Source organism: Pseudoxanthomonas sp. Root65 (assembly GCF_001427635.1).
GTDB lineage: Bacteria > Pseudomonadota > Gammaproteobacteria > Xanthomonadales > Xanthomonadaceae > Pseudoxanthomonas_A.
On record NZ_LMHA01000001.1, the window covers coordinates 2,265,799 to 2,288,850 of the forward strand.

Consider the following 23,052-nt stretch of genomic DNA (forward strand, 5'->3'; position numbering starts at 1 on the left):
CACGAGGTTCACCATGCTGGGTATCGGAGCCTACAAGCAGCGCATGCCGCGCGCGGAAGACATGCTGCCGGGACGCAGCACGCCGCTGCCGCTGCACAACGTGCATTTCGTCAATGGACATCCGCTGCAGGATGCGTTCGAGGGATTGCAGCAGGCCGAGTTCGGCCTGGGCTGCTTCTGGGGCGCGGAACGCAAGTTCTGGAACGTCCCGGGCGTGTACAGCACGTCGGTCGGCTACGCCGGCGGCGGTACGCCGAATGCGACCTACGAGGAAGTCTGCTCCGGCCAGACCGGCCACAACGAAGTCGTGCGCGTGGTCTACGACCCGGCGCAGGTGTCGTTCGAGCAGCTGTTGCAGGTGTTCTGGGAAAGCCACGACCCCACCCAGGGCATGCGCCAGGGCAACGACGTGGGCACGCAGTACCGCTCGGGCATCCATTGCCACACACCGGAGCAGCAGGCCGCCGCCGAGGCCAGCCTGCAGGCCTACCAGCAGCAGCTGCGTGCGGCGGGCTACGGCGACATCACCACCGAGATCGTCTATCCCGCGCCGCCGTTCTACTACGCCGAGGACTACCACCAGCAATATCTGGCGAAGAACCCGAACGGTTACTGCGGACTCGGCGGCACCGGCGTGAGCTGTCCGATCGGGCTGGAAACCTGAGGAGTGGTGGTTGTGGGAGTGACGTGAGTCGCGAAGCTCTTTGAGCTGGCCGTGGCAGCTCCGCGACTCATGTCGCTCTCATGGCGCGTTTCTTCCTACAACCGCGTGACGCCGCAGACGTAGACGAGTTCGCAGGCCCCGCTGCCGGTATCGGTGCGGCGGGTGGAACTGCGCCAGCGCCAGCCGTCCTCGGCCTTCGCCTCCACCAGCCAGCCGTCGATGCGCACGCGCTCGTCCTTGCGTACATCCGCGAGCGCCTGCGCGACGCCATCGTTGCCGGGAATCATGTGCATGTTGGCGCTGCTGCCGAGGATCTCGTCCGTCGGCAGCGGCGGCTGGTCGCGCCAGCGGTAGTGGTACCAGCGCGAGGACTGGCGGATGTCCAGCGCCTCGATCACGGCGTCCTCTTCCATGCGCTGCCAGCCCAGGGCGAGATCGACGGGCGACAGCGCTGCTTCTCGCCCGCTGCGGTAGTCCTTGCGCGACAGCACGCGCGCCTCGAGGCTGAAGCCGGCCAGCGGCATGAGCGTGGCGGCCTCCAGCGCGAACGGTGGCAGGTCGTCGGGGACATCGCTCTGCAGCGGCGGCTCGCCCGTTGCCACGCGAGGCGGCAGCGGACAGGCAGGCGATTCACCGCTCGCAGCTGGCGGTGCACGCAGGCTGCGACGGTGATCGGAGAACCACCAGCCGGCGACGCCGGCCAGCAGCGCGATCACCAGCAGGGCGCGCAGGTTCATCCGCGACCGCGCGAAGGCAGCCTCAGGCTGCCAGCTTCTCGCGGATCGTTGCGCGCAGGGCCTGCAGGTCCTTGGCGAAGGCATCGATACCGGTGGCCAGCTTCTCCTTCGCCATCGGATCGGCCTCGATCGCGGCGGCGAAGCTCTCCGCCGTCACCGGTGCGGCCGTCACGCCTTCGGCGGCGCCGGGCGAGAGCTTGCGCGGCAGTTCGCCGGTTTCCTGGTCCAGCTTCTCCAGCAGGTCGGGCGAAATCGTCAGGCGGTCGCAGCCGGCCAACGCCTCGATCTGCGCGGTGGAACGGAAGGACGCGCCCATCACCACCGTCGGCGAGCCGCGGCGCTTGAACTCGGCGTACACGCCGCGCACGAACACCACGCCGGGATCTTCGTCGATGGTCGCCGGCGCCTGGCCGTTGGCCACGTACCAGTCGAGGATGCGGCCCACGAACGGCGAGATCAGGAACGCCCCGGCTTCGGCGCAGGCGATGGCCTGGGTCGGATTGAAGATCAGTGTCAGGTTGCAGTCGATGCCTTCGGCCTGCAGGACGCGTGCGGCTTCCACGCCTTCCCAGGTGGAGGCGACCTTGATCAGGATGCGGTCGCGGCCGACGCCCTGGTCGGCATACATCTGCACGAACTTGCGCGCCTTGGCGACGGTGGCGGCGGTGTCGTGGGCCTGGTCGGCATCGACCTCGGTGGAGACGCGACCGGGAATCAGGCCGGCCAGCTTGACGCCAACGCCCACGGTCAGGCGGTCCACGATTTCGTCCACCAACGCCTCTCCGCCACCCTGCGCGCGTGCCCAGGCGAGCTGCTCGTCGATCAGGTCGGCGTACACCGGCAGGTCGAGCGCCTTCTTCACCAGTGTAGGATTGGTGGTGCAGTCCACCGGCTTGAGGCGCTTGATGGCGTCGTAGTCCCCGGTGTCGGCGACGACAACGGAGAGTTCGCGGAGCTGCTGTAGTTTGCTGGGGGCGGCGGAGTTCATGCGGTGGCTCGGCTGGGGCACAGGATGGGGAGGGGAAGTATGCCCTGTCCCCCGGTGCGGAGGTTTGTGGCAGGCGGTCGGAATTGGCGTTGTTTTGGCATGGTGCGGCTCGTCGCGAAGAGCGGTTTGATGGCCGTGGTCCCGCGATTCGAGTCCCTCTCCCTGCGGGAGAGGGGTTGGGGTGAGGGCCAGCGAAGTCCGTGTCTGCCTCGACCACAACGATGACCAGGTCCGTGGTGGATTTTTCGGTGGACTTGCGCGATGAGGTTTCCCCCGATACACGTCACCCATGCGCGTGATCCCTGCCTTCTCGAGAGCGTACTCGCCAGGCGGACCCGTTCTTGAGCCCCTCTCCCTGCGGGAGAGGGGTTGGGGAGAGGGCCAACGAAGTCCATGTCTTCGATCTGCCCGTAGTCGGCACCACATCCGCCATGGACTCTTCTTTTCATGGCCCGCCGGGACTGCCGGACCTCAGGGGGCCCAGGAGCCGAAGCGGACGCGTCAGCACTTGCTGTTGCTCCTGCTTTTGGGTCCCCATGAGGCACGGCGAGTGGGCCGGGTAAAACCCGAAGGGCGCCGTCATGGATGACGGCGTTTTCGTATGGCACATGGATGTGCCTTACGAAAATTCCCGGACCATTCGCGGACCCGGAGCGCGCAGCGCGGAGGGCGTGCCGCCTGGGGTGTGTTTCTTTGATTCTTTCTTTGCACAAGCAAAGAAAGAATGCCTCCGCGGCGAGCGGTGCCATCTCCAACCACCCATAAAAATCGCCGCGAGCGCTTGAGATCGAGGGTCGACAACTTCCGCCGACGCCAACGGTCCGCATGTCGATCCAGCAAGCAATCAGCGATGCAGATCGCCACTCGCTTCCGGCTGATAGGTGATCTCGGTGACCCGCAGGCGCAACGGGCGGTTGCCGGCGGCCTGCCAATCGATCGTCTGGCCCACCGACAGACCGAGCAGCGCACTGCCGACCGGCGCCAGCACGGAGACCAGGCCGGTCTCGACGTTCGCTTCGTGGGGATAGACCAGCGTCAGCTGGTGATGCTCGCCGGTGAGCTCGTCATCGCATTCGACGCGCGAGTGCATCGTCACGACGTTGTCCGGCATCTGGTCCGGCGCGCGCACGTCGGCGCGGTTGAGTTCGTCCATCAGGGCCAGCGCAGCCGGATGCCGGCGCAGCACGGGCGTATCGAGCAGGGCTTCGAGACGCGACAGGTCGCGGCTGGAAATCACGAGCGGGGGCAGGGACGGCGGCAGGCCGCTGGTGCGGGTGTTGTTCATCTGGTTCTCTCGGTTTTGGGGTCGCGCAAAAAGAAACGGGCGACGCGTTGCTGCGCCGCCCATCGGAGTCCTGTTTTGCACGCTTACCGTAGCCCGGAAGCGCGACGCCTTCAAGCCATGTGCGGACGCGACGGTTCAGGTGGTCGGGAGGCGCTGGTTCCCGTGCCATGGACGGGCGGATCCGGCTCAAGCAGCCCCGGCGGGAGTTCGCGGAACACCTGCGCGAGTTGCTGCAGGAACTCGCTCATCGCCGAGCTCTTGCGCCACACCATCGCGATCTGCCGGTTCGGATGCGAATCGCTGAAGCCGAGCAGGTGGATGTTCGGCGAACGCGCCACCGGCGGCTTCACCGCCAGCGTCGGCAGCAGGGTGATGCCGACATCGGCCGCCACCATCTGCCGCAGCGTTTCCAGGCTGGTGGCGCGGAATTCGGATTTTTCGTTGGCGCCGGCCAGGCGGCAGACGTCCAGCGCCTGTTCGCGCAGGCAATGACCATCTTCCAGCAGCAGCAATTGCTGCTGCGACAGCTCGGCCAGGGTCAGCGACGCGCGTTGCGCCAGCGGGTGCGACTCGGGCACGGCCAGCACGAAGGGTTCCTCGAACAGGAATTCGGTGTGCAGTTGGTCGTCCGCGATCGGCAGGGCCAGCAGGCCGGCGTCGAGCTTGCCTTCGCGCAGGCGCGACAGCAGCACGTCGCTCTTCTCCTCCACCAGCAGCAGCTCCAGGTGCGGGAAGCGTGCGCGCAACTGCGGCACCACGTGCGGCAGCAGGTAGGGCCCCAGCGTGGGGAACAGGCCCAGCCGCACCGTGCCGGCTTCCGGATCCTGGCTGCGGCGCGCGGCTTCCTTCATCTGCTCGACTTCCGCCACGATGCGTCGCGCGCGGTCGGCGGCGTCGCGGCCCGCCGGCGTCAGCATGACCTTGCGCGGCGCGCGTTCGACCAGGGGCACTCCCAGTTCGTCTTCCAGCTTCTTGATCTGGGTCGACAGCGTGGGCTGGCTGACGTAGCACGCGGCGGCGGCGCGGCCGAAATGCTTGTGGTCGGCCAGTGCCACCAGGTACTTCAGGTCGCGGAGATTCATCGGACTCTTCCCTCAGGGAACGGCCTTGCGTGCGACGAAGGCGCGGACCCTGCGTGGCCCGCGCCGGTGCATCATGCCGCGACCGCGTCCGGGGTTTCCACCGGCGCCGACGTGCGGATCAGGTGGTCGAAGGCGCTGAGCGCGGCCTTGGAGCCTTCGCCCATGGCGATGACGATCTGCTTGTACGGCACCGTGGTGGCGTCGCCCGCGGCGAACACGCCCGCCACGCTGGTCTGGCCGCGGTCGTCGACGATGATCTCGCCGCGCGGGCTCAGGTCCACCACGCCCTTCAGCCATTCGGTGTTCGGCAGCAGGCCGATCTGCGCGAAGATGCCTTCCAGTTCGACGCGGTGCGTGTCGCCGCCGGTTCGGTCCTTGTAGACCAGACCGTTGACCTTGCTGCCATCGCCCAGCACTTCCGTCGTCTGTGCGCTGGTGACGACGCGCACGTTCGGCAGGCTGCGCAGCTTGCGCTGCAATACGTCATCCGCGCGCAACTGGCTGTCGAATTCGATCAGCGTGACCTGCGCCACGATGCCGGCCAGGTCGATCGCTGCCTCCACGCCGGAATTGCCGCCGCCGATCACCGCCACCCGCTTGCCCTTGAACAGCGGGCCATCGCAGTGCGGGCAATAGGCCACGCCCTTGTTGCGGTACTCGTTCTCGCCGGGCACGTTCATCTGCCGCCAGCGCGCACCGGTGGACAGGACCACGGTCTTCGACTTCAGCGACGCACCGTTGGCCAGTTGCACCTCGACCAGACCGTCGGCGCCGGCCGGCACCAGCTTCTCCGCGCGCTGCAGGTTCATCACGTCGACCTGGTAGTCCTTGACGTGCTGTTCCAGGGCCGCGGCCAGCTTCGGGCCCTCGGTGTAGGGCACGGAAATGAAGTTCTCGATCGCCATGGTGTCCAGCACCTGGCCGCCAAAGCGCTCGGCCGCCACACCGGTGCGGATGCCCTTGCGCGCGGCGTAGATCGCAGCCGCGGCACCGGCGGGCCCGCCACCGACCACCAGCACGTCGTATGGCGCCTTGGCCTTGATCTTCTCGGCCTCGCGCTTGCCGGCGTTGGTGTCCAGTTTGGCGACGATCTCTTCCACGCCCATGCGGCCGGCGCCGAACACCTCGCCATTGAGGAAGATCGTCGGCACCGACATCACTTCGCGCTGTTCGACTTCCTGCTGGAACAGCGCGCCGTCGATGGCGACGTGCTGGATCTTCGGATTGAGCACCGCCATCAGGTTCAGTGCCTGCACCACGTCCGGGCAGTTCTGGCACGACAGCGAGAAATAGGTTTCGAAGCGGTACTCGCCGTCCAGCGTGCCGATCTGCTCGATCACGTCCTGCGCCAGCTTCGACGGATGGCCGCCGACCTGCAGCAGCGCCAGCACCAGCGAGGTGAACTCGTGGCCCATCGGCAGGCCGGCGAAGGTCAGGTGGATGTCATGGCCGGGCGAGGTCAGCGAGAACGACGGCGTGCGCTCGCCGCCCTGCTGTTCGGTGACATGGATGTTCGCGGATGCGTCCTGCAGGTCGCGCAGCAGCGCCTGCAGTTGCGACGAGGCGTCGCTGCCGTCCAGGTGGGCGGTGATGTGGATCGGGCGCACGGCCTTTTCCAGGTAGGCCTTGAGCTGCGTCTTCAGATTGGCGTCCAGCATGGCGAACGTCTCCGTGGAGGGATTCTGGGAAGAGAACCGGGGAAGGGAAGGTCAGGCGTTTGCAGGAGCGGCATGCGCCGGGGGAGGGAGCCGGCCAGGGAGAGAGGAACCGGCGAGCGGCGCATGCCGCTGCTGCAGGGGAGCCACTCCGGGCGGGTGGCCCGGAGTGGCGTGATGCGATGGAACTGGCGCGTCCCGGCGAGGAACGCGCGGTGCTGCGGAAATGCTGCTTAGATCTTGCCGACCAGGTCCAGCGACGGGGCGATCGTCTGCGCGCCTTCCTTCCACTTGGCCGGGCACACCTGACCGGGGTTGGCAGCGGTGAACTGCGCGGCCTTCAGCTTGCGCAGGGTCTCCGACACGTCGCGGGCGATCTCGTTGCTGTGGATCTCGGCGGTCTTGATGACGCCTTCCGGGTTGATGACGAAGGTGCCGCGCAGGGCCAGGCCTTCCTCTTCGATGTGCACGCCGAAGGCGCGGGTCAGCTGGTGGGTCGGGTCGCCGACCAGCGGGAACTGGGCCTTGCCGACCGCCGGGGAGGTTTCGTGCCACACCTTGTGCGAGAAGTGCGTATCGGTGGTGACGATGTAGACCTCGGCGCCGGCCTTCTGGAACTCGGCGTAGTTGGCGGCGGCGTCTTCCACTTCGGTCGGGCAATTGAAGGTGAAGGCGGCCGGCATGAAGATCAGGACCGACCACTTGCCCTTCAGGGTGCCGTCGGTGACTTCGACGAATTCGCCATTGTGGAAGGCGGTGGTCTTGAACGGCTGGACCGGGGTGTTGATCAGGGACATCGGAGATCCTCGTGAGTGGAGTGGGTGTGGTGAAGCGATGGCGCCATGGTAGGCAGGGGCTATTGATATCTCAAATCGATTGATGGAATTGGATAGATAGTCTTTGGCTATTGGAATGCCTGAACAGGCCAGCTAGCCCGGGCATCGCCGATAACGATTTTGGGTGTGAATCCCTGTTTTTCAATGAGTTGGCCGGTCGCGCCCCGCCGATGATGAAGACGTCCCTTATGCGGGCCGGCGTCGAGAATCGCCTGTCGGACGGCCTGCGCCGGTCTTCCCCCCTCCATACGCGATTGAGCACCATGATGGTGCGGCGCGGCGATGCGGCGTCGTCCGGGCCGGCGCGCGGCCCGGTACCATGCCCGGCGATGCCTGCCGACCTGCCCACCGCCCGCCTCGACCTGGCCCTGCGTGCCGCCGCATTGGGCCTGCCCGGCCCGGACGCCCGCCACGAGGCCGAGCACCTGCTGCTGCACGTGCTGCAGCGCGAACGTGCGTGGCTGTTCGCCCACGGCGACGATCCGCTGCCCGCGCCCGAGGCGGCGGCCTTCCAGGCGCTGCTGCAGCGCCGGGCCGACGGCGAGCCGCTGGCCTACCTGCTGGGCCGGCGCGGGTTCTGGACGCTGGACCTGCAGGTCTCGTCCGCCACGCTGATCCCCCGGCCGGAAACCGAATGTCTGGTGGAGCTGGCGCTGGCGCGGTTGCCCGACGACCATCCGCTGCGCATCGCGGACCTGGGCACCGGCAGTGGTGCCATCGCGCTCGCGCTGGCCAGCGAGCGGCCGCTGGCGCAGGTCGTGGCGACCGACGTCAGCGAAGACGCGCTGCAGGTCGCACAGGCGAATGCCGTGGCGAATGGCATCGTCAATGTGGAGTTGCGCTGCGGAAGCTGGCTGGCGCCGCTGGCTGGCGAGCGCTTCGATCTGATCGCCAGCAACCCGCCCTACATCGCCGAGGGCGATCCTCATCTGGGGCAGGGCGACCTGCGCTTCGAGCCACCGACGGCATTGTCGTCCGGGCCGGATGGACTGGATGCCATCCGCGAGATCGTCGCCGCGGCACCGGCGCACCTGCGGCCCTGCGGCTGGCTGTTGCTGGAACATGGATGGGACCAGGGCGAGGCGATCCGCGCGCTGCTGGTGGCGGCGGGCTTCGTCGACGTCGCCACGGAAACCGACCTGGAGCAGCGCGATCGCGTGACCCTGGGGCGCGTAACGGAAGGGCAAGACCGCAGCCGCTAGACTGTCGCTTTCTTCCAGGACATGCCGCCCATGCGCACGCTGTATCCCGACATCGAGCCCTTCGACACCGGCACGCTGAAGGTCGACGACCGCCACACGCTGTACTACGAACAGTGCGGCAATCCGGACGGCAAACCGGTCGTCCTGCTGCATGGCGGCCCCGGTGCGGGCTGCAGCCCGAAGATGCGCCGCTTCCACGACCCGGCCAAGTACCGCATCGTGCTGTTCGACCAGCGCGGTTCCGGCCGCTCCACGCCGCATGCCGATCTGGTCGACAACACCACCTGGGACCTGGTGGCCGACATCGAGACACTGCGCGAGGCGCTGGGCATCGACCGTTGGCAGGTGTTCGGCGGCAGCTGGGGCTCCACGCTGGCGCTGGCATACGCCGAGACGCACCCGCAGCGCGTCACCGCGCTGGTGCTGCGCGGCATCTTCATGTTGCGTCGCTGGGAACTGGAATGGTTCTACCAGGAAGGCGCCAGCCGCCTGTTCCCGGACGCATGGGAGCACTACATCACTGCAATCCCGCCCGTCGAGCGCCACGACCTGATCTCCGCCTTCCACCGCCGCCTGACCTCCGACGACAAGGCCACGCGCCTGGCCGCAGCGAAGGCCTGGAGCGTGTGGGAAGGCGCGACCAGTTTCCTGCACGTGGACGCGGACTTCGTCAGCGGCCACGAGGAGCCGGAGTTCGCGCTGGCGTTCGCGCGCATCGAGAACCACTACTTCGTCAACGGCGGCTTCTTCGAGGTCGAAGACCAGCTGCTGCGCGACGCCTCGCGCATCGCCGATATCCCGGGCGTGATCGTGCACGGCCGCTACGACGTGGTCTGCCCGGTCGCCAATGCCTGGGAACTGCACAAGGCCTGGCCGAAGGCCACGCTCGAGATCACCCCGGCCTCGGGACATTCCGCGTTCGAGGCCGAGAACGTCGACGCGCTGGTGCGCGCGACCGACGCCTTCGCCTGACCCGATGCCTTCATGACCACCGAGGGGAACACGATGGACGAACAGCGCACACCAGCTTCCGCCTTCGACCAGCGCGTGCTGGATCTGTACGACGACTACGTCCACGGCCGCGTCGACCGGCGCGGTTTCCTGTCCGGCGCTGCGACGTTCGCCGTGGGCGGTACCACGGCGGCGGCGGCGCTGCTGGCGGCGCTGACACCGCAGTACGCCTTCGCGGCCCAGGTCGCCGCCGACGACCCGCGCATCACCACCGTCTACCGCACGTTCCCCGCACCGTTGGGGCATGGCGAGGGTCGTGGCCTGCTGGCGATGCCGCGCGCGGAAGGACGGCATCCCGTCGTGCTGGTGGTGCACGAGAACCGCGGCCTGAATCCGTACATCGAAGATGTCGCGCGCCGACTGGCGGTCGCCGGCTTCATCGCATTCGCGCCGGATGCGCTGTATCCGCTGGGCGGCTATCCGGGCAACGACGAGGCCGGTCGCGAGATGCAGGCCACGCTCGACCGCGACAAGGTGATGGCGGATCTCGAAGCCGCTGCGCGCTTCGCCGATGCATTGCCGCGCAGCAGCGGCAGGCTGGGCGTGATCGGCTTCTGTTTCGGTGGCTTGGTGACCAACCTCTTGGCCGCGCGCCTGCCCGACATCGTCGACGCCGGCGTGCCGTACTACGGTGGCCAGCCTGCTGCGGAAGAGGCGGCACGCATCAGGGCGCCGCTGCTGCTGCAGTTCGCCGAACTCGATGCGCGCGTCAATGCCGGCTGGCCGGCGTACGAGCAGCAACTGCAGGCGGCCGGCGTGCCCTACACGGCGCATGTCTATCCGGGGGTGAACCACGGCTTCCACAACGACACCACGCCGCGCTACGACCAGGCCGCGGCGGAGCTGTCCTGGCAGCGCACGCTGGCCTTCCTGCGCCAGCATCTCGGCTGATCCGCGCACCTGCCGCATGTCCGGTGCCGCCACGGCGGCACGAACAAACCGGGAATGCGTCGCCGGCCCGATGCGCGGGCCGCGACCTCACCGGATCAACGGGCAGGGCAGCGCGATGGCGGAAGTGGCAGCACAGGCAGCGGCGAGGATCGGGCTGGAGGACGTCGACGTTCCGCGATTGGGCATGGCGGCGATGCGCTTCATCAACGCCATCGAGCAGGGACAGCACGAGATCCTGTGGTCGGCCGCGTCGGCGACGATGCGCGATGGCATGCCGAAGGACTCCTTCCTCGGCCAGCTCGAGCAACGCCATCGCGAACTCGGACGCGGCACGGCGCGGCGATGGGTCGCGGTGCGGGTCGACCAGCCCGCGCAGCGCACGCGCTGGCAGATCGGGACCTATGCGGTGCTCGAGTTCTCGGTGAAGTTCGGGTCGATCGGACTGCCGCACCGCGAGGTGGTCACCCTGCGGCGGGAGGAAGAAGGCGTCTGGCGCCTAGCCGGCTACGCCGTCAAGGTCGCCTGATCGCCTCAGCCGCGCGGCGTGCCGTCGAGCGTGTGGTCGATCATCCACAGCCCGGCCCAGAGCTTGGCATCCAGCGCGTAGCCTTCGCCCATCTTCTGCGCCAGCCAGGCCGCCGCGCGCGGGCGCGGAACCGCATGCACGGTGATGTCCTCGTCGCCATCGCCGCCGCCGTCGCCGACCTTGCGCAGGCCTGTGGCACGGACGAAGGCGATCTTCTCGCTGCTGCTGCCCGACGAGGTGGGGCCGATCATCAGCACCTCGGCGTGGTCGGCGGTCCAGCCGGTTTCCTCTTCCAGCTCACGGATTGCGGAGACTTCGATCGATTCGCCGGCGTGGATGTCGCCCACCAAGCCCGCCGGCATCTCGATGGTGCGCGCCTGCAACGGCACGCGGAACTGCTCGACGAAAAGCACGTCGTCATCCGGCGTCACCGCGATGATGATCGCGGCCAGTCCACCGGCGTGCGCGCGTTCCACGTATTCCCACGTGCCACGCACCATCATCCGCTGGTATTTGCCCTGCCACACCACCTCGGCGGGCACCTTGCGCTTGTCGTCGTCGCGTTCGTTCATGCGGCGATGCTATCGGGTGCAGGTGACGTTTGACAGCGGCTCAGTAGCCGGGCGGCTCCAACCCTGCCGCCACCCGCAGCCGTCGCCGCGTCATCGGGCCGAAGCGCAGGGCATCGGAGAGGCCGGCCAGCATGTCGCCGTCGGCTTGGCCGCGCGCGTGGCCGGAGGCGATATCGCCGAGCGGCGCGTCCAGCGCGATGGTCGTGAGCTGGCGCCACAGCAGTGCGTGCTCGCGTTGCTCGCGCAGGCGGACGGCCATCGTGGCGGCGCCGCGCAGGCGCAGGAAGGCGACTTCGTCCATGCGGGCGAGCAGGGTGTCCAGGTCGCCGAAGTGCGCCAGCAGCACGGCCGCCGATTTCGCGCCGATGCCGGACACGCCCGGGATGTTGTCCACCGCATCGCCGGTCAGCGCCAGGTAGTCGGCGATCTGTCGCGCCTCCACGCCGTGGCGGGCCTTCACCCCGTCCATGCCCCAGCGCTGCCCGCGCGCGAAGTCCCACTGCTCGTCATGTTCCGCCAACAGCTGCGACAGGTCCTTGTCGGCAGACACGATGATGCCGCGGAAGCCGCGTGGACGCGCTTCGTGCAGCGCGCTGCCGATCAGGTCGTCCGCCTCGTATTCGGCATGCGCCAGCACGCTCAGGCCGAGTGCGGCGCACAACGCCTTGCAATGCGTGAACTGGCGGCGGAGCGCGTCCGGCGCCGGTTCGCGGTTGGCCTTGTAGGCCGGGTAGAGGCGATTGCGGAAACAGCTGTCCAACGCTTCGTCGAAGGCGATGGCGATATGCGCGGGGCGTTCCTTCTCCAGCAGTTCGAGCAGGAACCGGGCGAAGCCGTGCACCGCGTTGGTCGGCCAGCCGTCGGCGTCCTGGAACTCGTCCGGCATCGAATGCCAGGCGCGGAACACGTACAGGCTGGCATCGACCAGATGGAGCGGGCGCGGGTGCAGCGGCTCAGGCATCGGGCGTCCACTCGGTCAGCAGCGCGGCCGGATCGGGGCGTTCCCGCTCCGGCGCCTGCAGGCGCGGCGTGCCAATGTGGATGAAGCCGACGATCCTTTCGTTCGGGGCGAGGCCGAGCAACTGTGACACGTGGGTGTCGTACGCCATCCATCCGGTCAGCCACTGCGCGCCGAATCCGTACGCCTGCGCCGCCTGCAGCAGGGCGAAGCAGACGCTGCCGGCGGTGAGCAGCTGCTCCTGCTCGGGCACCTTGTGGCCGGCGGTCAGGCGTGCGACCACGGTGATGATGTCCGGTGCGCTGGAAAAACGGCCGCGATCCTTTTCCACGGCGGCATCCGGGGCGTCGGGGTCGAGCGCGCGGGTGCGTTCCGCCAGCCGGTCGCCCAGCGCATGCCGCGCGTCGCCATGCAGATGGATGAAGCGGAACGGCACCAGCTTGCCGTGGTCGGGCACGCGCACGGCCGATGCCAGCATCCGCCGCAGCGTCGCCGGGTCCGGGCCGGGTTCAGCCAATTGCTTCGAGGGAACGGAACGGCGCGCGTCCAGCGCCTGCAACAGACTTTCGGTGGGCATCGAGTCGCCTTATAGTGGGATGCAGTGCACGGTCTCGGTGCATGAGTTTAATCGCAGCGGACGCATGACCGTCCGCGCCACGCACGGATCCGCACAGCAGGACGGGTCGCAGCGGACAACCTGGCCGACCCGACGACGCAATGCCCGCCCTCCCGCCGCCCCTTCCCACCTCCGGCAACCAGCTCGTCGAACTGTTGCAGGAAGCGATGCAGGCGCCGCTGGAGGCCGCATTCGCTGACGTCGTGGACGGCCTGCGCCAGCCCATGCTGGACCGGCTGGAGCGCATGGAACTGGATCGCGCGCCCTATCTGGAAGGGCTGCTGGCGCTGAAGGACCGGCGGGAACTGATCCTGCGTGGATTCCGCGAGGACATGGCAACGGCATGGCGGACGGCCGCCGCCGGCGAAGCCCCGGTGGCGCGCTTCGGCCAGGAACAGGCCGGTTCGGACCTCGGCCTGGTCGAAGAGGACGAACTGGATGTGCGCCTGGCGACGGAGCAGTTGGCCGACCTCATCTCGCGCGAATGGCAGTCCGAACTGCTGCGCCTGAATGGCTACCTGACCTGGCTGGACATGGGCGTGCGCCTGCAGCCGGACAGCGCGCCGTATTCACCGGCGCGCGTGGCGATGGCGGTATATCGGGGCTTTGCGGTCGCGTCGTTGCCCGGCAACGTGCGCGCACTGGCGGTGCAGTGCTGCGGACGGGAACTGGTCGAGCTGCTCGGGCCAATCTACGAATCCATGCACGCACAGTTGGTGCGCAGGCTCGGTGCCCAGGACAGCACGACGGGACGCACGCGTCGGGCGCAGGCGATTCCCAGCACCGGCGACGAAGCTCCCAACGAGCCCGACTGGATGACGCGTTTTTTCGTGTCGTGGGACGAAGGCGATGCCGACGCCGCGATCGCCCACGCGGAGTCCGCCCCCAGTCTGCCGCCGGCGCTGCACAACCTGCTGGAGGAATCCCGGCAGCAGCGTGCGCGCGGGCAGGGCGCGCCGCGCAGCCACGTGGCGCCCACCTCGCTGTCGCAGCGCGAACTGGTGGTGGCGCTGACGCTGCTGCAGATCGGCGTGCCCGAGGTGCACGCCACCATCCTGTCCGCCCCGGACCGGTTGCAGGCCGCGTTCAAGCAGCAGATCTTCCTGCACGCTGCGCAACTGGGCGTGGCGCCGGAAGCGGCGGCGATCACCGATGTCGACGAGAACGTGGTCGACCTGGTCGGCATGCTGTTCGAGGTGATCTTCCGCGAGAGTCATCTGACGTCGGAGCAGGTTCAGGTGCTCGGCCGCCTGATGGCGCCGATGACCAAGGTCGCGCTGCAGGACCGCAAGCTGTTCCTGCAGTCCACCCATCCCGCGCGTCGCCTGTTGAACGTGCTGGTGGAGGCCTGCGACGGCAATCCGGGCGAAACCGAGGCCCAGCGCCTGCTGCTGGAGAAGGTCAAGGACACCGTGCAGCGCGTGGTGACGGATTTCGACGAGAGCCAGTCGGTGTTCCGCACCGCGCGCGCCGATTTCAACGATTTCTACGCGCGCTACCGCGGCGAGGCGGTGAAGGTCGAGCAGGCGCTGGCGGCCGAGCAGCAGGCGAAGGACGCCGAAGCCGAAGCCGTGTCGCAGTTCGCCGCCCAGCTCGACGCGCGCCTGCAGGCCCAGGACCCGCCGCTGGCGATAAGGCGTGTGCTGGTGGAATCCTGGCCGGCGTACGCCGCGCGCATGCAGGCGCTGAACAAGCCACAGGCCGCCCCGATGATGCTGGAGGGCCTGCTGCAGGCCGTGTCCGACGCCCACGTGCGCAGCGACGTGCGCGCCTGGCATGCCGCGATGGACTGGCTGCAGCCCATGTGGATGGCATCGGGCCAGTCGCGCACCGCCATCGCCGCGTTGCGCGAGCAGCTGTTCTCGGCGCTGGTGGAACCGCAGGCGACGGTGGAGGAAGCGCCAGCGACCGCGCAGGAACCGCCGGCGGAGCCGCCACCGGTGCTGCCTGGCCTGCTGGAAGCGCACGAGTGGGTGCAGGGCATGGAGCATCTCGATCCGGTGATGACGGCCTACTTCCAGGATCTGCGCGAAGGCAGCTGGCTGGACTTCGTCGACAAGGACAACCGCGTGCAGGCCGGCCGCCTGAGCTGGGTCAGTCCGTTCTCGCGCCGCATGATGTTCGTCAGTCGCGCAGGCGCGCGCATCTGCGTGGCGTCGGTGCAGGAGCTGGTGGTGATGGCGCAGCTCGGGCGCGTGCGCATGCACCGCGACGAGGATGCGTTCTACAGCGCCATGCAGGGCGTGGTGGACCGGCTGGTGATGCCCGCGGCGGGCTGAGTCGGGCGCCGGCGCAGGCATGCAAGCCGCGTGCCGCGGGGGTTTTCCGTGCGGCAACGTGTTGCGTGGCATCAAACTGCCGAGGCCATCACGGTTGCCCGTCGGTCGGATTTCCTACGATGTCATCGCGGATCCCCGTCCGTATCCCCCACCTTCCTTTCGCCCGTCAGGGCGGGGACCCCTGCGCATGTCGAACGTCCTCAACATCGCCGACCGCCCCGGGCGCGACACGCGTCTGCTGGAGCAGGCGCGCGACGCCGCGATCCCGCCGCTGGTCGATGCCTTCGCGGTGGCGCTGGGACGTTTCGACGATGCGCTGTTCGACCGCGCCGAGCGCGCCGGTCCGTCCCAGATGGCCTTCCTCGACGCGATGCGCGAACTGCGCCGCCGCCGCGACGACATCATCGGGCGATTCCGCGGCCAGCTGCAGCGCTCGTGGAAGGCGCTGGAAGCCGGCCAGCCGCTGTCGATCGAACGGGTCTTCCTGGAATCCGCCGAGGACACCCTCAGCCTGGTGTCCGAGCAGGAGCTGGAATCGCGCCTGGCCGTGCGCAACTTCGCCAGCGTCATCCAGCGCGAGTGCAAGCCGGTGCTGGCGCGGCTGGACCGCCGCCTGGGCTGGATCGCCGGCGACATCACGCTGGATGCCGACCTCAACCCGATCGGCCCCGAGCACATCGGCGTGGCCGTGCACCAGGCGTTCGCGGGCTGCGATCTGGCACCCGACGTGCGGTTGGTGGTGATCAAACTGTGCGAGCGCGACTTCGTGCCCGCCATCGCGCGTATCTACGCCTCGCTCGACCAGCGCCTGATGCAGGTCGGCGTGATGCCGGAGCTGCCGGCGCGCCGTGCACCGACCCCCGCGGCCGCCGCGGCGGCCGCTGCCGAGGAACTGGACGTCAACGGTGACGGTGAGGAGCCCGGCGCACCCGCGTGGGCGGCGCGTTTCCTCAATCGCATGGCCGGCGTCAGTCGCGGGCTGCAGGCCAGCCAGCCGGCCCCGGCCCCGAGCGGATTCGGCGACGTGCCGCCCGGTTACGCGTCCGGCCCGGGCGCGCAGGGCGTGCTGCTGGAGGCGCTGCACCATCTGCTGCAGGAATCGCGCCGTGGCCGCGACGCGGGCGAGGCACCGGAAGCGCGTGCCGTCGATCCGCGCCAGCGCGACCTCTCGCAGCGCGAGATGCTGTCGGTCCTGTCGCTGCTGCAGGCCTCGCCCAGCGCCACCTTGCGCGCCGCCATCGGCGATACCGGCGAGTCGCTGTCGCAGCGGCTGAAGAATGAAGTGCTCAGCAGCGCCACCCAGTTGGGCGTGGATCCGTCGCAGGCGCGGTTGGCGCCGGTCGACGAGGACGCCATCGATCTGGTCGGCATGCTGTTCGACGTGATGCTCGACGAGCGCGATCTGGAAGGCCGGCCGCGCGAGCTGATCGGCCGGCTGGTGGTGCCGTTCGTGAAGGTGGCGCTGCTGGACCGCCGCATGTTCGTGCAGAAGACCCATCCGGCGCGCCGCCTGCTCAACGTGCTGGCCGAAGCCTGCGAAGGCAACAACGGTGAGAGCGCCGCCGAGCGCACCCTGCTGACCAAGGTCGAGGAAGTGGTCGACCGCCTGGTCGCCGAGTTCAACGAGAACCTGGCGATCTTCCTGACCCTGGAAGAAGAGTTCCGCGCCTTCTTGGAGCAGCACCGCCGCCGCATCGAGATCGCCGAGCGCCGCGCCGCCGAGATCCAGCGCGGACAGGAGCGGCTTGAAGCCGCGCGCGCGCGCATGACTTCCGAACTGGACGAACGCCTGAGCGGCCGCCGTGTGCCGCAGGCCATCGAGGATTTCCTGCGCCAGCCGTGGGCGCACCACGTCACCATGACGGTGCTGCGCGAGGGCGACGACGGCACGGGACTGCGCGAATCGCTCGCGCTCGCCGATGGCATTCTCGAGGAACTGACCGAAGCCCAGCGCCATGTGGTCGGCAAGCCGTGGTTGCAGGCGTGGCGGACGGACATGCTGAAGGTCTTCGCCAGCGTCGGCATGAACCAGGACGCCGCCGCAGGCGCCGTCGACGCGCTGCACGACACCCTGCAGGCCGTCGCGGCCGCGCGTCCGGATCTGGAGAAGGCGCTGCCGGAACTGCCGCAGGTGGTGCTGCCCAAGCCCGTCGTCGACGACGACACCACGCCGATCCAGCTGGTGGGCGGCGCCGATACGCTCGACTTCGACCACAGCGACGCCGACCACTTCCGCGGCCTGCCGATCGGCACCTGGCTGGACTTCATCGACAAGGACAACAAGGTGCAGGCGGGCAAGCTGTCGTGGGTCAGCCCGATCTCCTCGCGCCTGCTGTTCGTCAACCGTCGCGGCGTGCGCTTCTGCGTGGCTTCGCCCGAGGAACTGGCGGCGATGGTGCGGCTCGGCCGCCTGCGCACGCACCAGAGCGAAGACGCCTTCGACAGCGCCATGCAGGGCGTGATCGAGCGCCTGGAACCGGCTCCCTCGGCGGCCACGCCCGCCTGAGCCGATCGCCTCCGCGCGGCCCTGCCGCGCTCTGTTAGCATCGCGGCACGGATGACCTAACGACGAGGGGCGCAATGGCGGTCGAAGTTCGGGTACTGAAGGAAACCGCCGCAGGCGAGCGCCGCGTGGCCGCGACGCCGGAAACCGTCCGGAAACTCATCGCCGCCGGTGCGCGGGTGAGCGTGGAGCAGGGCGCCGGCGAAGGCGCGGGCTTCCTCGACAGCGCCTACGCCGATGCGGGCGCCGTCACCGTCGATGGCCAGGGCCGCGCCAGCGCCGACCTGGTGCTGTGCGTGCAGCCTCCGTCGCCCGACGCCATCGCCGGCTTCAAGTCCGGCGCCACGCTGGTGGGGATGCTGCAGCCCGCTGCCGATCCCGCCCGCGCCGCCGCGTTGCAGGCGAACGGCATCCAGGCGTTCCCGCTCGAGCGGTTGCCGCGCACGACGCGCGCGCAGGCGATGGACGTGCTGAGCTCGCAGGCCGGCATGGCCGGCTACAAGGCGGTGCTGATCGCCGCGCAACTCGCGCCGCGCTTCTTTCCCATGCTGACGACGGCCGCCGGCACGATCCGTCCTTCCAAGGTGTTGATCGTCGGCGCCGGTGTCGCGGGGCTGCAGGGCGTGGCCACGGCCAAGCGCCTGGGTGCGCAGGTGGAAGGCTTCGATGTGCGTCCGGAAACGCGCGAGCAGATCGAATCGCTGGGCGGCAAGTTCCTCGATCTCGGCGTCAGTGCGGCCGGCGAAGGCGGCTATGCGCGTCAGCTGACCGACGAGGAGCGCGCGCTGCAGCAACAGCGCCTGGCCGACCATCTGAAGGGCATCGACGTGGTGGTCTGCACCGCGGCGGTGCCAGGCCGGCCGGCACCGAAGATCATCACCACGACGATGGTGGACGGCATGAAGCCGGGCAGCGTCATCGTCGATCTCGCGGCGGAAACCGGCGGCAACTGCGAACTGACACGGCCCGGCGAGACCTATCCGCACAACGGCGTGACGATTGCCGGACCGCTGAATCTCGCCAGCCTGGGTGCCGTGCACGCCAGCGAGATGTATGCGCGCAACGTGCTGAATTTCGTCGCGTTGTTCGTCAGGGAGGGCGCGCTGCAGTTCGATTGGGACGACGAGCTGCTGGCCAAGACCGTGTGGCCTGATCGGCCTGCGGCGACGAACGCCGCCGCCTGACCGTCGGCTTCAGCGCTCGGATCGCCGGTCGCGCTCGCCTCGTGGCGGCGCGTTGTCGCGGATCCAGGCCTCCCGCTGTTCCGGCGTCATCTTCTTCCACTGCTCGCCCAGCGCATCGCGCTGTTCCGGCGTCAGCGTCTTCATGTGGCCGTAGAGGGCGCGCGCCTGGCGGCGCTGTTCGGGATTCATGTTCTCGAACCGCTTCATGCCGTGGCGCGCTTGCGCACGCTGTTCCGGCGTGAGCGTCTGCCAGCGCTGCGCGCGTTCCAGCATGCGCGCGCGCTCGTCGGGTTCGCGGTTCCAGCGATCGCGCACCGGCGCGATCAAGGCCTCGCGCTGCTGCGGCGTCAGCTTGTCCCAGTCGGGCAGGGATGCGGGCGAAGACTGGGCCAGCGCCTGGCCACTGGCGAGCGCCAGGCCCAGGGCGAGGATGCGAAGAACAGAGGCCTTCATCGGGTCGACTCCATGGCGAGGGGCTGGGCGTCGGCGGATGCCAGCCAGAGATACAGGTCGGGATCTTCATCGAGGGCGCTGGGCACGGCGAGCTCGTCGGCCAGACTGTCCGCCTGCGCGACCGCGGCCGTCACCGCAGGCGTCGTGGCCTGCGGCGTGCGTGGCAGCCATTGCACGCCCAGGCCCACGGCCAGCACCGCGGAGAACGCGGTGGCGGTCAACCACCGCCACGTGCGGGCGCGGCCGGCGGCCGGAGCCTGCCGGCCCGCATCGTGGCGGGCGGCACGCAGGCGCATCAGCGTCTGCGGCGAGACCTGCGCCAGGGCGGCCTGGTGCAGGCGCCGGGCCTGCTGGTCGAAGTCAGTGCCGTCATCGTGGGCGGGGTTCATCGGAATTCCTCCAGTTGCTTTTGCAGGGCGTCGCGCGCGCGGGACAGATGGGTCTTCACCGATCCCTCCGAGCAGCCCATCGCGCGCGCGGTGTCGGCCACATCCAGTTCTTCCAGGACGCGCAGGGTGAACGCCTCGCGCTGGCGCGCGGGCAAGCCGCGCAGCGCCTGCACCAGACGCGTATAGGCCTCGCGCTGGTCATGGGCCTGTGCCGGACCGGCGCCCTGGTCGGGTGCCCAGTCCACCGGGCCCTCGTCGCCGCGGTCGCCCGTCGGCAGCAGCCAGCGCAGCCGGAAGCCGGCGCGGCGCTGCAGGTCGACGATGCGCCGGCGCAGGATGCTCCAGAACAGTGGCGACCATTCCGCGGCCGGCCGCTCGCGATAGGCGAGCATCTTCATCATCGCGTCCTGCACAGCATCCAGCGCATCCTCGCGATGGCGCAGGCCGGCTTCGGCGAAGCGGAACGCACGCGGTCCGATGTCGGCCAGGAACAGCTCGATGGTCGTCGCCAGCGGGGCGGGCGACGACGTTTCCGGCAACGGACTGGGAGAGGTGCTCACCAACATAGAGTAGCGGCCGCTGCCGTGAATCAGCCGCGACGGTCGAGGCGTCGATCGATGCGATCGCCGCGACGGTCCCATTGGGCTTCGGCGCGTTCGCCCTGGCGATCCAGGCGCGCGTCGAGGCGGTCGCCACGATGCTCCAGCCGGTTGGCGGCGTGCGGACGACCATGCTGGTCGGCCCACTGGGCACTGCGGTCGAAGCGGCGCTCGATCCGGTCGCCGCGCGTGTCCAGCCGATGCTCGATGCGGTCGCCCTTTCGGTCCAGGCGCTGGTCGATGCGATCGCCGCGGTCGCCGGCGGCGGCCGTGCCGGTGGCAGCGAGCAGCAAGACGGTCAGGCCCAGCAATGACGTGCGCTTCATGATCGGCTCCTTTCGTGGGGTGGATGGTGCAGGCACGGAAACGCCCGGGAGGGCGGTGGGTTGACGCCGAGGCACGCCCCACCCGCGGGTTCAGGTGCGGTTATGATGCGGAAGCACTGGCCATGGCCCGTGCATCGACAACGTGGACAGGATGGGGGAGCGGATGAGCGACGGGTTCGTGGCGCTGTACATCTTCATGCTGGCGGCCATCGCCGGGCACGTGATCATTTCCCGCGTGCCGGTGATCCTGCACACGCCGCTGATGTCGGGTTCCAACTTCATCCACGGCATCGTGCTGATCGGCGCGATGGTGGTGTTGGGTCATGCCGACACGACGCTGGAGAAGGCCATCGGCTTCGTCGCGGTGCTGCTGGGCGCGGGCAACGCGGCCGGCGGCTACGTGGTCACCGAGCGGATGCTGGACATGTTCAAGAGCAGCAAGAAGCCGGGAGACGCCAAATGAGCGCGCTCACCCTGGTGAAGCTGAGCTACTTCGTCGCGGCCACGCTGTTCCTGCTGGGCCTGCAGCGCATGGCCAGCCCGAAGACCGCGCGTAGCGGCATCCAGTGGGCCGGCATGGGCATGCTGATCGCCACCGTCGCCACGTTCTTCCTGCCGGGCCTGCACAACATCGGCCTGATGGTCGCGGCCATCGTGATCGGCGTGGGCCTGAACTGGGTGTGGGGCAAGAAGGTCGCCATCACCGACATGCCGCAGATGGTGGCGCTGTTCAACGGCATGGGCGGCGGTTCCGCGGCGGCCATCGGTGCGGTGGAACTGGTGCGCTATTCGTCCGGTGAGCCGGCGCCATCCGCTTTCACTCTGTCGCTCGCCGTGACCGGCGCGCTGATCGGCGCGGTGTCGCTGACCGGCTCGGTGATCGCCTGGGCCAAGCTCGACGGGCGCATGGACAAGCGCTACACGTTCCCCGGCCAGCAGTGGTTCAACGCGCTGGTCGCGCTGGCCGCCGTGGCCTGCGGCGTGATGGCGCTGACCACGCTGGCGATGCCGTGGATCATCGCCTTCTTCGTGCTGTCGCTGGCGCTGGGCGTGTTGATGACGCTGCCCATCGGCGGCGCCGACATGCCCGTGGTGATTTCGCTGTACAACGCCTTCACCGGCCTGGCGGTGGCGTTCGAGGGCTACGTGCTGGGCAACGAGGCGCTGATCATCGCCGGCACCATGGTGGGCGCGGCCGGCATGCTGCTGACGCGGCTGATGGCCAAGGCGATGAACCGCAAGATCAGCAACGTGCTGTTCTCCAATTTCGGCGGCAGCAGCGCCGCCATGCAGGAGATCGGCGGTTCGATGAAGCCCATCGAGGCCGCCGACGTGGCCGCGATGATGGCCTACGCCGAGCGCGTGGTGATCGTGCCGGGCTACGGCCTGGCGGTGGCGCAGGCGCAGCACAAGATCTGGGAACTGAGCCAGAAGCTGATGGATCGCGGGGTCAAGGTGAAGTTCGCCATCCACCCGGTCGCCGGCCGCATGCCGGGCCACATGAACGTGCTGCTGGCCGAGGCGGGCGTGCCCTACGACCTGATCGCCGACATGGACGACATCAACCCCGAGTTCGCCAACACCGATGTGTCGCTGGTGATCGGCGCCAACGACGTGGTGAATCCGGTGGCCAAGACCGATCCGGCGTCGCCGATCTACGGCATGCCGATCCTCGACGTGGTCAACTCGAAGAACACCATCGTCATCAAGCGCGGCAAGGGCACCGGTTTCGCCGGCATCGAGAACGCGCTGTTCTACGCCGACAACACCCGCATGCTGTACGGCGACGGTTCCGAGATGGCCAATGCGCTGGTCAGCGAACTGAAGGCGCTGGACGGCGGGCACTGAGCCCGCCGTTCCGGTTCAGCGCGTCCACCACGCCGCCAGCAGCGGCGCCACCAGCAATGCCACCACATCCAGCGGCGTGGTGGTCAGGGAAATCAGCGTCCACGCGTGGTGCGCGCCCAGCCGCAATACGGAATCCCAGGGACTGAGCCCGAACGGGAAGCCCATCTGGGTGGCGGCGATCGTCCACAGCGCCAGCGCGCAGATCGCGACCGTGACCAGCGCAGCCAGCACCGCGCGCCGCGGGCCGGCGGCCATGCCGCCCAGGCGCACGACCAGCACCACGTCCAGCGCAGCCAGCAGGGCCATCCAGCCGGCCTGCCGTTGCAGGTAGACCGCCAGCGCCACCCAGATCACCAGCACGCAGGCACTGGCCAGCACGAGCATCAGGGGAACAAGCCAGCGGGCGTTGCGACGCGGGGCAGGGGACATGGAGACTCCGGCAGGGTCG

24 protein-coding genes are annotated in these 23,052 nt (G+C 68.8%); 10 read left to right on the forward strand and 14 right to left on the reverse strand.

The window, feature by feature from the left end; all coding sequences use genetic code 11:
• Window positions 1-13: 13 nt before the first annotated feature.
• The gene (msrA, locus tag ASD77_RS10095) at window positions 14-664 is read left to right on the forward strand and encodes a peptide-methionine (S)-S-oxide reductase MsrA (protein ID WP_055940599.1); all 651 of its coding nucleotides are present in this window, start codon (window positions 14-16) and stop codon (window positions 662-664) included.
• Window positions 665-759: 95 nt separating this feature from the next.
• On the opposite strand, the gene ASD77_RS10100 is transcribed toward msrA, so the two are convergent.
• From ASD77_RS10100 to ahpC, 6 genes are all read right to left on the reverse strand, one after another.
• Window positions 760-1,401 (reverse strand): hypothetical protein, encoded by a 642-nt coding sequence (locus tag ASD77_RS10100; protein ID WP_055940601.1) that lies wholly within the window; start codon window positions 1,399-1,401, stop codon window positions 760-762.
• 22 nt (window positions 1,402-1,423) lie between these two features.
• Window positions 1,424-2,389: a transaldolase gene (locus ASD77_RS10105; protein WP_055940605.1), complete on the reverse strand. Its 966-nt coding sequence runs from the start codon at window positions 2,387-2,389 to the stop codon at window positions 1,424-1,426.
• 844 nt (window positions 2,390-3,233) lie between these two features.
• Window positions 3,234-3,674, reverse strand: a complete 441-nt coding sequence (rnk, locus tag ASD77_RS10110) for a nucleoside diphosphate kinase regulator (RefSeq protein WP_055940607.1) — start codon at window positions 3,672-3,674, stop codon at window positions 3,234-3,236.
• A 110-nt stretch (window positions 3,675-3,784) separates the two neighbouring features.
• A complete protein-coding gene (gene oxyR, locus ASD77_RS10115; protein WP_055940609.1) occupies window positions 3,785-4,756 on the reverse strand; it encodes a DNA-binding transcriptional regulator OxyR in 972 nt (323 codons plus the stop codon).
• A gap of 71 nt (window positions 4,757-4,827) precedes the next feature.
• On the reverse strand, window positions 4,828-6,414 hold the full coding sequence (gene ahpF, locus ASD77_RS10120) for an alkyl hydroperoxide reductase subunit F (RefSeq protein WP_055940613.1): 1,587 nt from the start codon (window positions 6,412-6,414) through the stop codon (window positions 4,828-4,830).
• Between the two features lie 230 nt (window positions 6,415-6,644).
• Window positions 6,645-7,208: an alkyl hydroperoxide reductase subunit C gene (gene ahpC / locus ASD77_RS10125; RefSeq protein ID WP_055940616.1), complete on the reverse strand. Its 564-nt coding sequence runs from the start codon at window positions 7,206-7,208 to the stop codon at window positions 6,645-6,647.
• Window positions 7,209-7,576: 368 nt separating this feature from the next.
• Between ahpC and prmC the strand changes: the two genes are divergently transcribed.
• The 4 genes from prmC to ASD77_RS10145 are packed head-to-tail and all read left to right on the forward strand — an operon-like array spanning window position 7,577 to window position 10,877.
• Window positions 7,577-8,449, forward strand: a complete 873-nt coding sequence (gene prmC / locus ASD77_RS10130) for a peptide chain release factor N(5)-glutamine methyltransferase (protein WP_082563203.1) — start codon at window positions 7,577-7,579, stop codon at window positions 8,447-8,449.
• A gap of 30 nt (window positions 8,450-8,479) precedes the next feature.
• Window positions 8,480-9,421 (forward strand): prolyl aminopeptidase, encoded by a 942-nt coding sequence (pip, locus tag ASD77_RS10135; RefSeq protein WP_055941255.1) that lies wholly within the window; start codon window positions 8,480-8,482, stop codon window positions 9,419-9,421.
• Window positions 9,422-9,433: 12 nt separating this feature from the next.
• Window positions 9,434-10,351: a dienelactone hydrolase family protein gene (locus ASD77_RS10140; RefSeq protein WP_200947373.1), complete on the forward strand. Its 918-nt coding sequence runs from the start codon at window positions 9,434-9,436 to the stop codon at window positions 10,349-10,351.
• Between the two features lie 16 nt (window positions 10,352-10,367).
• Window positions 10,368-10,877, forward strand: a complete 510-nt coding sequence (locus ASD77_RS10145) for a DUF4019 domain-containing protein (protein ID WP_082563204.1) — start codon at window positions 10,368-10,370, stop codon at window positions 10,875-10,877.
• Window positions 10,878-10,882: 5 nt separating this feature from the next.
• Here ASD77_RS10145 and ASD77_RS10150 read toward each other — a convergent pair whose 3' ends face one another.
• Genes ASD77_RS10150 through ASD77_RS10160 form a run of 3 tightly spaced genes read right to left on the reverse strand, consistent with a single transcriptional unit; the run spans window position 10,883 to window position 12,984 of the window.
• Window positions 10,883-11,449 carry an NUDIX hydrolase gene (locus ASD77_RS10150; protein WP_055940623.1) on the reverse strand — a complete coding sequence of 189 codons (567 nt, stop codon included), beginning with the start codon at window positions 11,447-11,449 and terminating at the stop codon, window positions 10,883-10,885.
• 40 nt (window positions 11,450-11,489) lie between these two features.
• Window positions 11,490-12,410: a 5'-3' exonuclease H3TH domain-containing protein gene (locus ASD77_RS10155; RefSeq protein WP_055940625.1), complete on the reverse strand. Its 921-nt coding sequence runs from the start codon at window positions 12,408-12,410 to the stop codon at window positions 11,490-11,492.
• Window positions 12,403-12,984, reverse strand: coding sequence for a nitroreductase (locus tag ASD77_RS10160; protein ID WP_055940628.1), 582 nt, complete (start codon window positions 12,982-12,984; stop codon window positions 12,403-12,405). Before ASD77_RS10160 ends, ASD77_RS10155 begins: the two co-directional genes overlap by 8 nt.
• Before the next feature lie 140 nt (window positions 12,985-13,124).
• Between ASD77_RS10160 and ASD77_RS10165 the strand changes: the two genes are divergently transcribed.
• The 3 genes from ASD77_RS10165 to ASD77_RS10175 all read left to right on the forward strand — a co-directional run bounded on the left by ASD77_RS10165 (window position 13,125) and on the right by ASD77_RS10175 (window position 18,989).
• Window positions 13,125-15,302 (forward strand): DUF1631 family protein, encoded by a 2,178-nt coding sequence (locus ASD77_RS10165; RefSeq protein WP_055940632.1) that lies wholly within the window; start codon window positions 13,125-13,127, stop codon window positions 15,300-15,302.
• Between the two features lie 187 nt (window positions 15,303-15,489).
• Entirely contained in the window at window positions 15,490-17,808 is a 2,319-nt protein-coding gene (locus ASD77_RS10170) for a DUF1631 domain-containing protein (RefSeq protein WP_055940636.1), read from the forward strand.
• 74 nt (window positions 17,809-17,882) lie between these two features.
• A complete protein-coding gene (locus ASD77_RS10175; RefSeq protein ID WP_055940640.1) occupies window positions 17,883-18,989 on the forward strand; it encodes an NAD(P) transhydrogenase subunit alpha in 1,107 nt (368 codons plus the stop codon).
• Window positions 18,990-18,998: 9 nt separating this feature from the next.
• Here the strand turns inward: ASD77_RS10175 and ASD77_RS10180 are convergent, their stop codons facing one another.
• Genes ASD77_RS10180 through ASD77_RS10195 form a run of 4 tightly spaced genes read right to left on the reverse strand, consistent with a single transcriptional unit; the run spans window position 18,999 to window position 20,756 of the window.
• The gene (locus ASD77_RS10180; protein ID WP_055940643.1) at window positions 18,999-19,442 is read right to left on the reverse strand and encodes a DUF3106 domain-containing protein; all 444 of its coding nucleotides are present in this window, start codon (window positions 19,440-19,442) and stop codon (window positions 18,999-19,001) included.
• On the reverse strand, window positions 19,439-19,831 hold the full coding sequence (locus ASD77_RS10185) for a hypothetical protein (protein WP_055940646.1): 393 nt from the start codon (window positions 19,829-19,831) through the stop codon (window positions 19,439-19,441). The genes ASD77_RS10180 and ASD77_RS10185 overlap by 4 nt, the downstream gene beginning before the upstream one ends.
• Entirely contained in the window at window positions 19,828-20,397 is a 570-nt protein-coding gene (locus ASD77_RS10190) for an RNA polymerase sigma factor (protein WP_055940650.1), read from the reverse strand. The genes ASD77_RS10185 and ASD77_RS10190 overlap by 4 nt, the downstream gene beginning before the upstream one ends.
• A 23-nt stretch (window positions 20,398-20,420) precedes the next feature.
• Entirely contained in the window at window positions 20,421-20,756 is a 336-nt protein-coding gene (locus ASD77_RS10195) for a hypothetical protein (RefSeq protein ID WP_055940653.1), read from the reverse strand.
• Between the two features lie 163 nt (window positions 20,757-20,919).
• On the opposite strand from ASD77_RS10195, the gene ASD77_RS10200 reads away from it, so the two are divergent.
• On the forward strand, window positions 20,920-21,219 hold the full coding sequence (locus ASD77_RS10200) for an NAD(P) transhydrogenase subunit alpha (RefSeq protein WP_055940657.1): 300 nt from the start codon (window positions 20,920-20,922) through the stop codon (window positions 21,217-21,219).
• Window positions 21,216-22,604, forward strand: coding sequence for an NAD(P)(+) transhydrogenase (Re/Si-specific) subunit beta (locus ASD77_RS10205; RefSeq protein ID WP_055940660.1), 1,389 nt, complete (start codon window positions 21,216-21,218; stop codon window positions 22,602-22,604). Before ASD77_RS10200 ends, ASD77_RS10205 begins: the two co-directional genes overlap by 4 nt.
• 15 nt (window positions 22,605-22,619) lie before the next feature.
• Here the strand turns inward: ASD77_RS10205 and ASD77_RS10210 are convergent, their stop codons facing one another.
• Window positions 22,620-23,033 (reverse strand): hypothetical protein, encoded by a 414-nt coding sequence (locus ASD77_RS10210; protein WP_156383547.1) that lies wholly within the window; start codon window positions 23,031-23,033, stop codon window positions 22,620-22,622.
• Window positions 23,034-23,052: the final 19 nt, after the last annotated feature.

What these genes read in the sequence shown, in the direction of transcription:
- msrA (WP_055940599.1), top strand. Translation starts at nt 14, where the DNA reads ATGCTGGGTATCGGAGCCTACAAGCAGCGCATGCCGCGCGCGGAAGAC.
- ASD77_RS10100 (WP_055940601.1), bottom strand. Translation starts at nt 1,401, where the DNA reads ATGAACCTGCGCGCCCTGCTGGTGATCGCGCTGCTGGCCGGCGTCGCC.
- ASD77_RS10105 (WP_055940605.1), bottom strand. Translation starts at nt 2,389, where the DNA reads ATGAACTCCGCCGCCCCCAGCAAACTACAGCAGCTCCGCGAACTCTCC.
- rnk (WP_055940607.1), bottom strand. Translation starts at nt 3,674, where the DNA reads ATGAACAACACCCGCACCAGCGGCCTGCCGCCGTCCCTGCCCCCGCTC.
- oxyR (WP_055940609.1), bottom strand. Translation starts at nt 4,756, where the DNA reads ATGAATCTCCGCGACCTGAAGTACCTGGTGGCACTGGCCGACCACAAG.
- ahpF (WP_055940613.1), bottom strand. Translation starts at nt 6,414, where the DNA reads ATGCTGGACGCCAATCTGAAGACGCAGCTCAAGGCCTACCTGGAAAAG.
- ahpC (WP_055940616.1), bottom strand. Translation starts at nt 7,208, where the DNA reads ATGTCCCTGATCAACACCCCGGTCCAGCCGTTCAAGACCACCGCCTTC.
- prmC (WP_082563203.1), top strand. Translation starts at nt 7,577, where the DNA reads ATGCCTGCCGACCTGCCCACCGCCCGCCTCGACCTGGCCCTGCGTGCC.
- pip (WP_055941255.1), top strand. Translation starts at nt 8,480, where the DNA reads ATGCGCACGCTGTATCCCGACATCGAGCCCTTCGACACCGGCACGCTG.
- ASD77_RS10140 (WP_200947373.1), top strand. Translation starts at nt 9,434, where the DNA reads ATGACCACCGAGGGGAACACGATGGACGAACAGCGCACACCAGCTTCC.
- ASD77_RS10145 (WP_082563204.1), top strand. Translation starts at nt 10,368, where the DNA reads ATGTCCGGTGCCGCCACGGCGGCACGAACAAACCGGGAATGCGTCGCC.
- ASD77_RS10150 (WP_055940623.1), bottom strand. Translation starts at nt 11,449, where the DNA reads ATGAACGAACGCGACGACGACAAGCGCAAGGTGCCCGCCGAGGTGGTG.
- ASD77_RS10155 (WP_055940625.1), bottom strand. Translation starts at nt 12,410, where the DNA reads ATGCCTGAGCCGCTGCACCCGCGCCCGCTCCATCTGGTCGATGCCAGC.
- ASD77_RS10160 (WP_055940628.1), bottom strand. Translation starts at nt 12,984, where the DNA reads ATGCCCACCGAAAGTCTGTTGCAGGCGCTGGACGCGCGCCGTTCCGTT.
- ASD77_RS10165 (WP_055940632.1), top strand. Translation starts at nt 13,125, where the DNA reads ATGCCCGCCCTCCCGCCGCCCCTTCCCACCTCCGGCAACCAGCTCGTC.
- ASD77_RS10170 (WP_055940636.1), top strand. Translation starts at nt 15,490, where the DNA reads ATGTCGAACGTCCTCAACATCGCCGACCGCCCCGGGCGCGACACGCGT.
- ASD77_RS10175 (WP_055940640.1), top strand. Translation starts at nt 17,883, where the DNA reads ATGGCGGTCGAAGTTCGGGTACTGAAGGAAACCGCCGCAGGCGAGCGC.
- ASD77_RS10180 (WP_055940643.1), bottom strand. Translation starts at nt 19,442, where the DNA reads ATGAAGGCCTCTGTTCTTCGCATCCTCGCCCTGGGCCTGGCGCTCGCC.
- ASD77_RS10185 (WP_055940646.1), bottom strand. Translation starts at nt 19,831, where the DNA reads ATGAACCCCGCCCACGATGACGGCACTGACTTCGACCAGCAGGCCCGG.
- ASD77_RS10190 (WP_055940650.1), bottom strand. Translation starts at nt 20,397, where the DNA reads ATGTTGGTGAGCACCTCTCCCAGTCCGTTGCCGGAAACGTCGTCGCCC.
- ASD77_RS10195 (WP_055940653.1), bottom strand. Translation starts at nt 20,756, where the DNA reads ATGAAGCGCACGTCATTGCTGGGCCTGACCGTCTTGCTGCTCGCTGCC.
- ASD77_RS10200 (WP_055940657.1), top strand. Translation starts at nt 20,920, where the DNA reads ATGAGCGACGGGTTCGTGGCGCTGTACATCTTCATGCTGGCGGCCATC.
- ASD77_RS10205 (WP_055940660.1), top strand. Translation starts at nt 21,216, where the DNA reads ATGAGCGCGCTCACCCTGGTGAAGCTGAGCTACTTCGTCGCGGCCACG.
- ASD77_RS10210 (WP_156383547.1), bottom strand. Translation starts at nt 23,033, where the DNA reads ATGTCCCCTGCCCCGCGTCGCAACGCCCGCTGGCTTGTTCCCCTGATG.